We start from the raw sequence: 15,754 nt of genomic DNA, 5'->3' as shown, positions 1-15,754 counted from the left end.
CCTGGTCAGCCTGCCCCGGCAGGCGGTGTCCCCGGCGGGGCACGCGGGCGAGACCGCTCTCTCCGACCGCGTCGCCGCCCTGCCCCAGCCCGACGCGCTGCGCCTGCTCGTCGACACCGTGCAGGGCCACGTCGCCGCGGTGCTCGCGCACGGCAGCGCCGGCAGCGTCGATGTGAGCCGCCCTTTCAACGAGCTGGGCTTCGACTCCCTGACCGCCGTCGAGCTGCGCAACCGGCTCAACGCCGACACCGGCCTGCGCCTGCCCGCCACGCTCGTCTTCGACCATCCCACCGTCACCACGCTCGCCCAGCACCTGCTCACCGCCCTGGCCCCGCCCAAGGCCGCGCCCGAGGACACGCTCCGCGACGCCCTGGCCAGGATCGACCAGGCGCTCGCGGACGCCAACGGGGAGGCCGAGTCCATCCGCGACCGTCTCGTGCCGATCCTGCAGAGCGCGCTCGTCAAGCTCGGCTCGGCCCCGGCCGCCGACGGCGGCGTGATGGCCAAGATCGACTCAGCCTCCGACGAGGAGATCTTCGCCCTCATCGACAACGAACTGTGACCACGACCGCGACCGGAAAGGCTCTCCCGATGGGGACCGAGGAAAAGCTCCGCGCCTACCTCAAGCGCGTGACCGTCGACTTGGCCCAGACCCGCCAGCGCCTCACCGAGCTGGAGGAAGGCCGCCACGAGCCCATCGCCGTCGTCGGCATGGCCTGCCGCTACCCCGGCGGCGCCACCGTGGAGGACTTCTGGGACCTGCTGCGGCGGGGCGACGACGCGGTGCGCGAGGTGCCGCCCTCGCGCTGGGACGTCGAGGCGTACTACAACCCGGCCCCGGGCGTGCCCGGCACCATGTACACCAGGTACGGCGCGTTCCTGGACGACGTGACCGGCTGGGACGCCGAGTTCTTCGGCCTGTCCCCGCGCGAGGCGCTGCGCATGGACCCGCACCAGCGCCTGCTGCTCGAACTGGCCTGGGAGGGCCTGGAGAACTCCGGGCTCGCGCCGTCCCGCCTGGCCGGCAGCCGTACCGCCGTGATGGTCGGCTTCATGGACACGCTCCAGTACGGCAGACTCCAGCTCGAACTCCAGGGCGACGAGGTCGTCTCCGACCCGTACCTGGGGCAGGGGGCGGTGGCGAGCGTGGCGGCCGGGCGCATCGCCTACCAGCTCGACCTGATGGGGCCCACCCTCACCGTGGACACCGCCTGCTCCTCCTCGCTGATCGCCATCCACCTGGCCGCCGAGAGCCTGCGCCGGGGCGAGTGCGACCTGGCCCTGGCCGGGGGCGCCTCGCTCATCCTGCACCCCACGCTCTACCTCCAGGCCTGCGCCGGTCTGATGATGTGCTCCGACGGGCGGTGCAAGACCTTCGACGAGCGGGCCGACGGGTACGTCATGGGCGAGGGCGGCGGCATGGTCGTCCTCGAACCGCTGTCGAAGGCGATCGCCAACGGGCGGCGGATCCGGGCCGTCCTGCGCGGATCGGCGGTCAACCAGGACGGCCGCAGCAACGGCCTCACCGCGCCCAGCCGGCGGGCCCAGGTCGACGTCATCACCCGCGCCCTGGCGGCGGCCCGGGTGAACCCCGACGACATCGACTACGTGGAGGCGCACGGCTCCGGCACCCAGCTGGGGGACGCCATCGAGGTGTCGGCCCTGCACGACGTGTTCGGCAGGCGCGACCCGGGCCGCCCGCTGCGCGTGGGCGCCGTCAAGACCAACATCGGCCACACCCAGGCGGGCGCCGGCGTCGCGGGCGTCATCAAGACGATCCTGATGCTGGAGAACGGCCTGATCCCGCCCAGCCTCAACCTCACGACCCCGGCCGCCGCGCTCCCCGAGGACGGCACCGTCCAGCCGGTGACGGCCACCACCCCGCTGCCGCACCGCGACACCCCCGCCCTGGCCGGCGTCAGCTCCTTCGGCCTGTCGGGCAGCAACGCCCACGTCATCCTGGAGGCCCCGCCGGCCCCGCCGGCCCCGCCGGCTCCGCCGGCTCCCGATCCTGCGGGGGAGCGGTCCTGGGTGGTGCCGGTGTCGGCGGGCAGCGCGGCGGCGTTGCGGGAGCAGGCGGGCCGGCTGGCCGGCTGGCTGGAGGAGCGGCCCGGCACGGCGCTCGGCGACTTCGCCCACACGCTGCAGACCGGCCGCGCCGGGCTCGACCACCGCCGCGCCCTCGTCTGCGCCGACCTCGGCGACGCCGTACGCAGACTCCGCGCCCTCGCCGACGACGGCGGCGGGCACCGGGTCACCGGCTCCGCCCGCACAGCCTTCCTGCTTCCCGGCGTGGGCGACCACTACGCCGGCCTCGGCCGCGAACTGTACGCCGGTGAACCCGTCTACGCCGCCACCGTGGACGAGTGCGCCGACCTGGTGGAACGCCACTCGGGTGTGGACCTGCGCCCGTACTTCACGACCGACCGGCACCCGGCCCCGTCCACCGGCCTGGCCGCCATGCTGGGCAGGGACGCCGACCACGACCGCGCCGACGACCCGCTCGGCCACGCCCCGGTGGCGCACCCCTTCCTCTTCACGGTCGAGTACGCGCTGGCCCGCCTGCTCCGCCACTGGGGCATCACCCCCGACCTGCTCATCGGCTACAGCCTCGGCGAGTACGTCGCCGCCTGCCTGGCCGGGGTGTTCTCCCTGGAGGACGCCCTGCGCGTCGTGATCGAACGGGCACACCTCATCGGCGCGACCCCCGCCGGCCGCATGGTCGCGGTGGCCGCCCCCGAGGCACCCGTCCGCGCCGCCCTGACCACCGCCGGGGTGGAGGTGGACGTGGCCGCGCTCAACGGCCCGTCCATGACCGTGCTCAGCGGCCCGTCCGCGGAGATCGAGCAGGCGGCCGCCGTGCTGACCGGCCGGGGCCTGGCCTGCCGCCCGCTGCGCTCGGTCCACGCCTTCCACTCCTCGCTGCTCCAACCGGCCAGGGAGAAGCTGGTCGCGGTGCTGGAGACGGTCAGGCGCAACGCCCCCGCCGTCACCGTCGTGTCCAACCTGACCGGCCGCCCGCTCACCGACGAGCAGGCCATCGGCACCTCCTACTGGGCGGACCAGCTCACCGGCACGGTCCGCTTCGCCGACGGCGTGCGCCACTGCCTGGAGCAGGAGGTGACCGCGTTCGTCGAGCTGGGCCCCGGCCAGACCCTCGGCGGCCTGGTGCGCCAGAGCATGACCGGCGGTGCGGCCGCCGTGCTCGGGACGCTGCCGCCGTACTGGACGACCACCGGGCCGCGCGACGCCCACGCCGACCTGCTGGGCACCTGCGGCGCGCTGTGGGAGCTGGGCGCCGATGTGGACTGGGAACGCGTCCACCCGGGTGGCGGCCGGGTGCTGAACCTGCCGGCCTACCCGTTCCAGCGCACCCGTTTCTGGCCGGAGCCCGCCGCCGGGCACACCCAGCGGTACCGGACGGCCCCTCAGCCCTCCGAGGAGGGACGGCCGGAGGACGCCGGGATCGGCGACTACGCCTTCGCGCCCGCGTGGCGGCGCGACCCGGCCGCCGGCGCGCTCCCCACCGCGCTCGCGCTCCCCGGCCCGCTCGTCGTCTTCGCCGACCCCGAGGGCGTGGGATCGGCGCTCGCCGACCTGGCCGCCGCCTCCGGGACCCCGGTGGTGGAGGTGGTGGCGGGGGAGGGGCCGCGCCGCGAGGGCCGCCGCCTCACCGTCGACCCGGCCGTGCCCGGGCAGTACGCGGAGGCGTTCGCCGGGCTTCCCCCCGGTCCCGTGCACGTGGCCCACCTGTGGAGCCTGGCCGCCGCCCCTGGACTGCCCGGCGACGAGGAACTGCGGGAAGCCGTCGGGCACGGCTTCGACAGCCTCATGCTGGCGCTGCACGCGCTGGGCGAGCGGCCGGGACGCCTGCTCACCGTGAGCCGGGGCGCCACCGAGATCCTCGGCGGCGACGTGCCGGCCCCCCACCAGGCACTCGCCCACGGGCTCGGCCGGGCCGCCCGTCACGAGTACGCCGGCCTGACCTGGAGCGGTGTCGACCTGGACGCGGAGGAGGGCTCCTCCGCCACGGCCGTGGCCGCCCAGCTCGCCCGCGAGCTCCTCACGCCACCGCAGGAGGACGGCTCCCCCGAGGCGGCCGACCCCCTGACCGGCTGGCGCCGCGGCCGCCGCTGGATCCGCCACTGGGTCCAGGTCCCCGACCGGCCGCAAGTGCCGCAGCCCTGGCGTGCGGACGGTGCGTACCTCATCACCGGCGGCACCCGCGGCCTCGGCATGGCCCTGGCCCGGCACCTGGCCCGCGCGGGCGTCCGCCGTCTGGCCCTGGTCGGCCGCACCCCGCTGTCCCGCGCCGGAGCCCCGCTCGACGAGGAGAAGGCGACGGGGGAGTCCCGCCACGGCACGCCCCAGGGCGGCCGGGACGATGCGGCGGGGACGGCCCGTGACCGGGACAGGGCGGCCAGGACGCTGCGGGACGTCGCCGAGCTCGAGGCCCAGGGCGTCGAGGTGCTGCTTCTCACCGCCGACACCGGGGTGCCCGGGCAGTTGCGGGAGGCCCTGCGGCGCGCACGCGAGCACTTCGGCCGCCTCCACGGCGTGATCCACGCCGCCGGGCTCCCGGCGGGCGGGATGGTGCGGCGCCGTACCACCGACGAGGCGCGGCGCGTGCTGGCCCCCAAGGTGCTGGCCATGGGCCCGCTGGCCGAGCTGGTCGGCCCCGGCACCCCCGCCGAGGACCGCCCCGAGGTCCTGGTGCTCTACTCCTCGGCCGTCACCGCGTTCGGCGGCGTCGGCGAGGCCGACTACTGCGCCGCCAACACCGTCCTGGACGCGTACGGCCAGGCGCTGGCCGCCACCGCCGCCTCCACCCGCGTCGTCTCGGTGGCCTGGGGACCCTGGCAGCACGACGTGTGGCAGTCGGAAGGCCTCAAGACGACCGCGGGCGGCGGCCTGGCCGACCGGGTGGCCGACTACCGCGCGCGGTACGGCTTCCCCGACGAGGCCGGCTGCGCGTTCCTGGACCGCATCCTGGCCGGCGGCCACGGCGGCGTCATGGCCGTCCGGCAGCCGCTGCGCGAGGTGCTGAAAGCCTGGACGTCCATGCTCGACCTGGACGACCTGGTCGGATCCGCGGCCGTCGTGCCCCAGGGGGAGCGTTTCCCGCGCCCGCAGCTCCGCGCCGACTACGCGCCGCCCAGGACCGACGCCGAGGCCGAGATCGCCGAGCTGTGGGGGGCCTACCTCGGCATCGACCGGGTCGGCGTCCACGACCCGTTCTTCGACCTCGGCGGCAACTCGCTGCTCGGCATGGCGATGGTGATGGCCGTGGAGAAGCAGCTCGGCCGCCCCGTCCCGCCCGCGGTGCTGTTCGAGCACCCGACCGTGGCCGAGTTCGCCGCGGCCCTGCACGACGACGGCACCGCCGCCCAGCAGGCGCTCACCGCCGGTTCGGCACGGGGACAGCGGCGCCGCCGGGCGAGGTCCGGCCCCCGGAAATGACCACCGTCCGAGCAACGGAGAAGAGGACGCGAGACGTGAACGACGACATCGAAAGCCCGGGCACCGACATCGCGATCGTCGGGATGTCCGGCCGCTTCCCCGGCGCGTCCGACGTCGCCGAGCTCTGGTCGGTCATCCGGGCCGGGGAGTCCGGGATCACCCGTTTCACCGACGACGAGCTGCGCGCCGCCGGGGTGCCCGAGGACGTGCTCTCCGACCCCGCGTACGTCAAGGCGGCCCCGGTCATCGACGGCGTGGAGCTGTTCGACGCGGCGTTCTTCGGCTTCGGCCCCAAGGAGGCGCAGATCCTCGACCCGCAGCACCGGCTGTTCCTGGAGCACAGCTGGGCGGCGCTGGAGGACGCGGGCTGCGACCCCGGGAGGTTCGAGGGCGCGATCGGGGTGTTCGGCGGGTGCGCGCACAGCTCGTACATGCAGAACAACCTCATCCCCGGCGGCGTCGGCGCGGTCATGGGCGACCTGGCGCTCGGCCTGGCCAACGACAAAGACTCCCTCACCACGCGGGTCGCCCACGCGCTCGGCCTGTCCGGGCCGGCGTACGGCGTGCAGAGCTACTGCTCGACCTCGCTCGTCGCGGTGTGCGCGGCGGCCACGAGCCTGGCCGGGTTCGAGTGCGACCTGGCGCTGGCCGGCGGCGTCGCGGTCAACGTGCCGCACCGGGTGGGTTACCTGTACCAGCCGGGCGGCATCGCGCCGCCCGACGGCGAGTGCCGCGCGTTCGACGCCGGCGGGCTCGGCGCGCCGCTGGGCAGCGGCGTCGGCGTGGTCGCGCTGCGGCGTCTGGAGGACGCGCTCGCCGACGGCGACCGGATCTACGCCGTCATCCGCGGCTGGGCGGTCAACAACGACGCCGGGCGCAAGGTCGGGTTCACCGCACCGGGCGTGCAGGGCCAGGCCGCCGTCATGGCCGAGGCGCTGGCCGCCGCCGGCCTCACGCCCGCCGACATCGACTACGTGGAGGCGCACGGCACCGGCACCGCGCTCGGCGACGCCGCCGAGCTGGCCGCGCTCCAGCAGGTGTTCCGCGGTCAGTCGCTGCTGGTCGGGTCCGTCAAGACGAACGTGGGCCACCTCGACCGGGCCGCCGGGGTCACGAACCTGATCAAGGCCGCGCTGGCGCTCTGCCACGACGAGATCCCGCCCACGCTCAACCTGTCGGAGCCGAACCCGCAGCTCGCCGGCGGCGAGGCCGGGCTGGACGTGGTCACCGCCCTGCGCCCCTGGCCGCGCGAGGCCGGCCGGGCCCGGCGGGCCGGGGTGAGCGCGTTCGGCATCGGCGGCACCAACGCGCACGTCGTGCTGGAGGAGGCGCCGCCGGTGCCCAGGGCCGAGGAACCGCCCCGCCCGGAGCTGCTGGTCTGGTCCGCCCGCACGGCCGAGGCCGCCGACGCCATGACCGCCCGCCTGGCCGACCACCTGGCCGGGGACGGACGCGGGCACCGGCCGGCCGACGTGGCCCACACCCTCCAGACCGGCCGCCGGGTGTTCGCCCACCGCCGCATGCTCGTCGCCTCCTCCACGGAGGAGGCAGCCGCCGCGCTGCGCGATCCGGCCGCCGTCATGGGCCGCTCCGAGAACCGCGACGACCGGCCCGTGGCCTTCCTCATCGCCGGTACCGGCGAGCAGTACCCGGGCATGGCGGCCGACCTGCACCGCACCGAGCCGGTCTTCCGCGACGTGCTGGAGGAGTGCCGGGCCGTGCTGCGCGGGCTCATGGACGGCGCGGACCCGCTCGCCGAGATGCTCGGCCCGCGCCGCGACGGCGACGGCGGCGCGCTCGGCCGCCTCCTCGGCCGCGCGGCCTCCTCCGGCGCGACCCCGACCGAGCTGCTGCAGCCCGCGCTGTTCGCGGTCGAGTACGCCCTGGCCAGGCTCATGCTCTCGTGGGGCGTCCGGCCCGCGGCGCTGGCCGGGTACAGCCTGGGCGAGTACGTCGCCGCCACCCTGGCCGGCGTGCTGCCCCTGCCGGACGCCCTCGCCCTCGTCGTCCACCGGGCCCGCCTCATCGGCGAACTGCCCGAGGGCGCGATGAGCGCGGTCCCGCTGCCCGCCCCCGACCTCGTGGACCGCCTGCGGCGGGCCGGGATCACGGGAGTCGACGTGGGCGCGGTCAGCGGGCCGCGGCTCACCGTGCTGTCCGGCGAGCCGGCGGCCATGCGCGCCGCCCGCAGGCTGCTGGAGGCGGACGGGGTGCCGTGCCGTCCCCTCGACACGACGCACGCGTTCCACTCGCGCATGATGGAGCCGGTCAGGGAGCGGCTCACCGCGTGGATCGCGGCCAACGTCCCGCTCCGGGAGCCGCGGGTGCCGTACGCCTCCAACGTCACGGGGGAGCTCGTCACGGCCGGGCAGGCGACGGACCCAGCGTACTGGGCCGAGCACATGTGCGCGCCGGTCCAGTTCGACGGGGTGCTGGCGACCCTGCTCGGCCACGACGCCGACGCCGCGCTGCTGGAGATCGGGCCCGGGCAGTCGCTGGGCGCGATGGCCCGCGGCCACCGCGACTGCGACCGCGATCGCTGGCCCCTCATCGTGCCCACCCTGCCCGGCGCGGACGACCCCCGCCCGGCCCCGGAGGTCCTCGCGGAGGCGGCGGGCCGGCTGTGGCTGGCGGGCGTCCCGCTCGACTGGCCCGGCCTGCGCCGGGACCGTCCCGTGGCGAAGGTCGGCCTGCCCACCTATCCCTTCCAGCGCGACCGCTACTGGGTGGACGCCCCCGCACCCGCCGCGGGCGATCCCTCCGCGCGGGCCCAGACCGTCGCGGGTGACCCCTCCGCGCAGCCCGCGGCCGTCGCCGACCGGCCCTCCGCACAGGTCACGGGCGTCGCGGAGCAGCCCCCCGCGCATGTGCGCGTTCTCGCCCCCACCTGGACGCCGGCGCCGCTCGTGGCGTCGTCCGCCGGCACCCGGGCCGGGAAGTGCGTGCTGCTGGCCGAGCGGGGCGAGACCGCGGAGGCGGTGGGCCGCGCGCTCCGGGCCGCCGGGAGCGAGGTCGTGACCGTGCTGACGGGCGGATCCTCAACCGGGACGCCGGCCGGTGACCACGTCATCGACCCGGAGTCGGCGCAGGACCACGCGGCGCTGGCCCGGCGGCTCGGTGACGCCGCCGTCGTGGTGGACCTGCGCCCGCTCGACCGCGGGCCCGGCGACCGGCGTGCGGACGGGCGCGACGCCGTCCTCCCGCTGGCCCGGCTGCTGCACGCCTGGGGTGAGGAGGGCGGTGACGGCACCCGCGTCCTGGTCGCGACCCGGGGCGGGCAGGCGGTGGCCGACGGCGAGACCCCGGACCCCGCCCAGGCCGCCGCGGCCACCCTGCCCATGGTCGCCAACCAGGAGTACCTCACCCTCGACTGCACCGCCTTCGACCTCGCCCCCGAGGCGACCCCGGAGGAGGCGGCCCGGGCGCTCGCCGCCGAGATCCACCACGGCGGCGCCGACACGTTCGTCGCCCACCGCGCCGGCGTCCGCCTCACCCGCGCCTACACCGCCCCGGAGACCGCCCCGGAGACCGGACCGGAGCCCGGGCCGGCGAGCGCCCCTCCCGTCATCACCGCGGGCCGTACCTACCTCATCACCGGCGGCCTGGGCGACGTCGGCCTGCTCGTGGCGGAGCACCTGATCAGGGCCGGAGCCGGCCGGATCGTGCTCACCGGCCGCCGCGGCCTCCCCGCCGACCCCGACCACCCCCGCCACCGGGCGGTCGCCCGCCTGCGCGACCTCGGCGCCGAGGTGCTCACCCCGCGGGTGGACGTGACCGACGCCGACGCCATGCGCACCATGATCGCCGAGGTCACCGGGAACGGACGCCACCCCCTGGGAGGCGTCGTCCACATGGCCGCCGAGACCTCGCCGGACACCTTCCGCCCGCTGCGCGACCTCGACGCCGCCGCCCTGGAGCGGCACTTCGCCGCCAAGGTGACCGGCGCCCTGGTCCTGGAGCGGGTGCTGGCCGGCCTCCGGGAGCCCCCCGGCTTCTGCGTCCTGTTCTCCTCCACCTCGGCCCTGCTCGGCGGCATCACGTTCGGCTCGTACGCCGCCGCCAACGCCGCCCTCACCGCGCTCGCGTACCGCAACCCCACCTGGGTCGCCGCCGGCTGGGACACCTGGTCGGTCACGCTCGGCAAGATCGAGGGCGGCCTGGGCGCGTCGATGGCCGCGCACTCCATGTCGGCCGCCGAGGCGCTGGCGGCCTTCGACCGGTTGCTCGCCGCCCCGCGCCCCGCCCTGGTGGTGGCCGCTGGCGGCCTGGACGAGCGGCTGCCGAGGAAGGTGACCGCGACGGTCCCGGTCCGCGCGGACAGGTTTCCGCGTCCCGAGCTTCCCCAGCCGTACACCCCGCCCCTCACGCAGGCCGAGCGCGACCTGGCCGGTCTCTGGTCCGAGGTGCTCGGCGTGGAGCCGGTCGGCACCCGGGACAACTTCTTCGACCTCGGCGGCAACTCGCTGGTGGCGCTGCAGATGCTGGCGCTGGTGAAGCGGCGCTTCGGCGTCGCGGTGCCCACCGTGACGCTGTTCGAGGCGCCCACCGTGCACACCCTGGCCGCCGTCCTCGGCGAACGCTCGGAGCCCGCGCCCGTGGCCGCGCGGGTCGTGGAGCGGGCCCCGGCCGCCGACGCGGACGAGGACCGCAGGATCGCGATCGTCGGCATGGCGGGCCGTTTCCCCGGCGCCCCCGACGTGGAGGCGTTCTGGCGGAACCTGCGCGACGGCGTGGAGTCCATCAGCTTCTTCACCGAGGAGGAGCTGCTGGCCTCCGGGGTGGCCCCCGACCTGGTCAGGGATCCGGCGTACGTGCCCGCCCGCCCCGTGCTCGGCGATGTGACCGGCTTCGACGCGGCGTTCTTCGGCATGAGCCCGCGCATGGCCGCGATCACCGACCCGCAGCAGCGGGCCTTCCTGGAGGTGTGCTGGGAGGCGCTGGAGCAGGCCGGGTACGCCGCCCCCGGGCACCGCGGCCGGGTCGGCGTGTTCGGCGGCGCCAACATCAGCACCTACCTGCTCCGCCAGAGCGCCCGGCTGCTGGAGAGCGACCAGCGGGAGTTCACCGACTTCGAGGTCATCATGGGCAACGACAAGGACGCCCTGACCACCGTCGTCTCCTACCTGTTCGACCTGTACGGCCCCAGCGTCGCCGTCCAGACGTTCTGCTCCACCTCGCTGGTGGCCGCGCACCTGGCCGTGCAGAGCCTGCGCAACGGCGAGTGCGAGCTGGCCCTGGCGGGCGGCGTCTCGATCCGCGTCCCGGACCGGGTCGGCCACCTGTACGGCCCCGGCGGCCAGGAGTCGCCCGACGGCCACGTGCGCACGTTCGACGCGCAGGCCAAGGGCAGCATGTTCGGCGACGGCGCGGCGGTGGTGCTGCTCAAGCGGCTGCCGGACGCCATCCGCGACGGCGACCACGTCTGGGCCGTGATCCGCGGCTCGGCCATGAACAACGACGGCGCGCTCAAGGTGGGCTACACCGCTCCCAGCATCGTGGGCCAGGCCAGGGTGATCGCCGACGCGATGGCCGACGCGGGCGTCACCGGGGACGACATCAGCTACGTCGAGGCGCACGGGACCGCGACCGAGCTGGGCGACCCGATCGAGGTGGCCGCGCTGGCCCGCGCCTTCGGCGCCACGGGCGAGAAGGGCTACTGCCCGATCGGCTCGGTGAAGACCAACGTGGGGCACCTGGACCGGGCGGCCGGGGCCAGCGGGCTGATCAAGACGTCGCTGGCGCTGCGGGAGGGCGTGATCCCGCCCAGCCTCCACTACACGACCCCCAACCCCGAGATCGACTTCGAGGACGGCCCGTTCTACGTCAACACCGAGCTGTCCCCCTGGCGCACCCGCGGCGACCGCCCCCGCATCGCCGGGCTCAACTCGCTCGGCATGGGCGGCACGAACGTCCACATGGTCGTCGAGCAGCCCCCGGTCAGGCGGGACGCCGAGCCGGCCGCGCACCGCCACCACGTCCTGCCCGTCTCGGCGCGCAGCAGCGAGGCCGTGGAGCAGGCCTGCGACCGGCTCGGCCGCCACCTGGCCGCCGGGCCGGGCGCGCGGCTGGCCGACGTGGCCTACACGCTGCAGGCCGGGCGCAAGACGTTCGAGCACCGCCGCGCCCTGGTCGCCGACGACGTCGCGGCGGCGGCGAAGGCGCTCGGCGAGCGGACCGGCCTGCTGGGCCGGGTCGAGACCGTCCAGGACCGCCAGGTCGCCTTCCTCTTCGACGGCGTCGGCGAGCAGTACCCCGGCCTGGCCGGCGACCTGTACCGCCACGAACCGGCCTTCCGTGCGGCCTTCGACGAGTGCCTGGCGCTGCTCGGCGACGACCTGCCGGAACTGGCCGACCTGCTCACGGGCGAGCGGGGCGGCGGCGCGGACCTGGCCGCCCTGCTCGGCCGCGGCGACCGCGGCGACCGTGGCGACCACGGCGGCACGACCGGCGGCCGGGCCGCCGCGCTCGAACGCACCGAGGTCGCCCAGCCCGCGCTGTTCGCCGTCGAGTACGCCCTGGCCCGCACCCTCATCTCCTGGGGTCTCACCCCACGCCTCATGCTCGGCTACAGCCTCGGCGAGTACGTCGCCGCCACCCTGGCGGGCGTGCTGTCGCTGGAGGACGCCCTGGCCCTGGTCGTCCACCGGGCCGGGCTCATCGCCGGCCTCCCCGCGGGGGGCATGCTCGCCGTGTCGCTCCCGGCCGACCGGCTGCGCCGCCGATTCCGGCTGGACGAGCGCGGCCTGGACGTCGCCGCCGTCAACGGCCCGCAGGTCACGGTGGTCGCCGGGCCCGGCGAGGCGGTCACGCGGCTGGCCGCCGACCTGCGCGCGGCCGAGGTGCCGTGCCGCCCGCTGGAGACCACCCACGCCTTCCACTCGCGGATGCTGGAGCCGCTGAGCGAGGAGCTGACCAGGTGGGTGGCGGACAACGTGCGGCTGAACGCGCCGCGCCTGCCGTACATCTCGAACGTGACCGGCGAGGTCGCCGACGCCGCGCTCGTGTGCGACCCCGGCTACTGGGCGCGGCACATGTGCGCGACCGTCCGGTTCGCCGACGGCGTCGGCGAGGTGCTGGCCGACCCCGGGCTGGCCGTCGTGGAGATCGGCCCGGGGCAGTCGCTCGGCGCGCTTGTCCGCGGCGCGGGCTGCCCGCCCGAGCGCTGGCCGCTGATCACCCACACGCTGCCCGCCGCGGGCGACACCAGGCCGGGCGACCTCGCGCTGGCCGACTGCCTGGCCCGCCTCTGGCTGTGCGGCGTCACCGTCGACTGGGACGCCTACCACGGCAGGAAACCGGCGGACACCCGGAGCTCTGCCGCTCAGGCGGGGGAGGCCGCTCCGTGGACCGCGGAGGCCGTCCCGGGCCGGATCCCGCTGCCCACCTATCCCTTCCAGCGGCAGCGCCACTGGATCGAGCCCCTGCCCCCGCGCCGGACCGCGATCGAGGCGGCGGCCGAGCCGGAGGACATCTTCGAGGCCATCACGAGCCTGCCCAGGCTCCCGGAGGACCGCTGGCTCCACCTGCCCGTCTGGCGCCAGACGGCGCCCCCCGCCCCCGCGGCGGAGGGCCCCGGCTCCTGGCTGGTCCTCACCCGCGGGGACCTGGCCGACACCGTCGCCGAGAACCTCAGGGCCACCGGCGCCACCGTCACCCTGGTCCGCCCCGGCGAGGCCTACACGACCACCCCGGACGGCGGCCACACCGTCAGGCCGGGCGACGTCGCCGACCTGCGCGCCCTGCTCCGCGACCTCAAGGCCGCCGGCCGGCCGCTGGACCGCGTCCTGCACCTGTGGGCCCTGGAGCCGGGCGAGGACACCACGGCCCACGGCCTGCACACCCTCGTCGCCCTGGCCCGGGCCGCAGGAGAGGCGGGCATCGCCGCCTGGTCCCTGGACGTCGCGGTCTCCGGCACCCAGCAGGTCATCGGTGAGGAGGTCACCCACCCCGAGGGCGCCACCCTCACCGGTCCCTGCCTGGTGATCCCCCTGGAGTACCCCGGGGTGACCACCCGCCTGATCGACCTGCCCGGCGCGCCCGAGTCCGGGGACCTGGCCGCGCTGGCCGCCGAGCTGGCCCGCCCGCAGTCCGACCGCACGGTCGCCCTGCGGAACGGCCGCCGCTGGCTCCCGGACTACGAGCAGCTGCCCGCCGACCCGCGGGAGGCGCCCTTCCGCGACGAGGGCGTCTACCTGATCACGGGCGGCCTCGGCGGCATCGCGCTCGGCCTGGCCGAGCATCTGGCCCGCGAGCACCGCGCCAAGCTGGTCCTCCTGGCCAGGACCGGCCTGCCGCCGGCGGACGGCGACCACGACGAGACCGCGGAACGGCGCGCCGCCCGGGTCCGCGAACTGACGGATCTGGGCGCCGAGGTCGAGATCGTCGTCGGCGACGTGGCGGACGCCGCCGACGTGCGCCGCGCCGTGGACGCGGCACTGACCCGCTTCGGCGCGCTCCACGGCGTGCTGCACGCCGCGGGCGTCCCCGGCATGGGGCTCATGCAGTTCAAACGGCCCGAGGAACTGGACGCCGTCCTCGCCCCCAAGATCGCCGGAACCCTGGCCCTGGCCGAGGCGCTGCGCATCGGCGAGCCGGACGAGATCGAGCTGGACTTCCTGGTCTTGTTCTCCTCCATCACCTCCGCCACCGGCGGTGGCCCCGGCCAGGTGGACTACTGCGCCGCCAACGCCTTCCTCGACGGCTACGCCTGCAAGCTGGCCGCCACCGGCCGCCGCGTCGTCGCCGTCGACTGGGGCGAGTGGACGTGGAACGCCTGGGAGGCCGGTCTGGCCGGCTACGAGGAGGAACTGCGCGACTTCTTCCGCCGGAACCGGGCCAGGGTCGGCATCGGCTTCGCGGACGGCTGGCGCTCGCTCCGGCGCGCCCTGGCCTGCGGCGAGCCGCGCGTCGTGGTCTCCACCCAGGACTACCCCACCCTCGTGCGCGGCAGCTCCCGTTTCACGCTAGAGGCCGTCACCTCGCCCGAGATGGGCGGCGGCGACCTGCACCCCAGGCCCGAGCTGGTCACCTCCTACCAGGAACCGTCCGGTCCCGCCGAGGAGAAGGTGGCCGCGATCTGGCGGGAGTCGCTGCGGCTGGAACGGGTGGGCGCCCTGGACAACTTCTTCGAGCTCGGCGGCAACTCGCTGCTCGGCGTGGCCATCGTGGCCGCCGTACGCCGGGCCTTCGAGCTGGACGAGCTGCCCCCGCACATCCTCTACGAGGCCCCCACCGTGGCCGCGCTCAGCCGGACCGTCGAGGCGCTGGCCTCGGGTACGGCGCCCGCGCAGGCCGACGCCGACGGCGGCAGCCACGTGCGCGCCCAGCTGCGCCGCTCGGGCCTGGAGGCCTCCGCCGCCCGGAGGCGCGCGCGCCAACCTCAGGAAACCCACACATGAGAGGCAAGGTCCACCATGAGCCGAACGGAGCGCACATGAGCCTGATCGGAGTGATCGGCGCCGGTGTCATGGGCGTCGGCGTCGCCCAGAACCTCGCCCAGACCGGCCACGACGTGGTGCTGGTCGACAGGGACGAGAAGATCCTCGGCGACGCGCTGGCGACCATCGCCCGCAACACCAGGATGAGCCGCCTCATGGGCGGCCCCGCCCTCGACGTCGACGAGGTGCTGGCCAGGATCACCACCGCCGTCGGCGCGGAGGGGGCGGCCAAGTGCGACCTCGTCATCGAGAACGTCACCGAGGACTGGGACACCAAGCGGCAGGTGTACGAGACGCTCGACGCCGTCTGCGGCCCCGACACCGTCTTCGTGGTCAACACCTCCGCCATCCCCATCACCAAGGTCGGCTCCGCCACCACGCGGCCCGACAAGGTGGTCGGCGTGCACTTCATGAACCCGGTGCCCGCCAAGCCGGCCGTGGAGCTCATCCCCGGGGTGCACACCTCCGAGGAGACGGTACGGCGCACCCGCGACCTGCTGTCGGCCATGGGCAAGAAGTCCGTGGAGGTCAAGGACTCCTGCGGGTTCATCTCCAACCGGGTCCTGATGCTCACCGTCAACGAGGCCGCCTACCTCGTACACGAGGGCGTGGCCGACGCCGAGTCGGTCGACGAGGTCTTCCGCAGCTGCTTCGGCCACCCGATGGGGCCGCTGGAGACCGCCGACCTGATCGGCGTGGACACGATCCTCTACAGCGTCGAGGTGCTCTACGAGCACTACGCCGACAGCAAGTACCGACCCTGCCCGCTGCTCAAGCAGATGACCGACGCCGGCCTGCACGGACGCAAGTCCGGCCGCGGCTTCTACACCTACGCAACGAACTGAATGGAGTCATCG

At 75.6% G+C, this 15,754-nt stretch carries 4 protein-coding genes; all 4 read left to right on the top strand.

What is annotated here, in order from left to right; translation table 11 throughout:
- Positions 1 to 562 (top strand): phosphopantetheine-binding protein (locus Psi01_RS29205; protein ID WP_239128122.1); only part of this gene is annotated, 562 nt, incomplete at its 5' end.
- Positions 563 to 591: 29 nt separating this feature from the next.
- Complete coding sequence (locus Psi01_RS29200; protein ID WP_204067328.1) at positions 592 to 5,460, top strand: type I polyketide synthase; 4,869 nt, start codon at positions 592 to 594, stop codon at positions 5,458 to 5,460.
- 35 nt (positions 5,461 to 5,495) lie between these two features.
- Positions 5,496 to 14,858 carry a type I polyketide synthase gene (locus Psi01_RS29195; RefSeq protein WP_204067327.1) on the top strand — a complete coding sequence of 3,121 codons (9,363 nt, stop codon included), beginning with the start codon at positions 5,496 to 5,498 and terminating at the stop codon, positions 14,856 to 14,858.
- Positions 14,859 to 14,893: 35 nt separating this feature from the next.
- Entirely contained in the window at positions 14,894 to 15,742 is an 849-nt protein-coding gene (locus Psi01_RS29190) for a 3-hydroxyacyl-CoA dehydrogenase family protein (RefSeq protein WP_204067326.1), read from the top strand.
- Positions 15,743 to 15,754: the final 12 nt, after the last annotated feature.

The sequence above is a fragment of the Paraplanobispora siamensis genome, from assembly GCF_016863175.1.
GTDB classification, from domain to species: domain Bacteria; phylum Actinomycetota; class Actinomycetes; order Streptosporangiales; family Streptosporangiaceae; genus Planobispora; species Planobispora siamensis.
The sequence above is the reverse complement of the archived record's forward strand: the minus strand, read 5'-3'. Positions and strand labels throughout refer to the sequence as shown.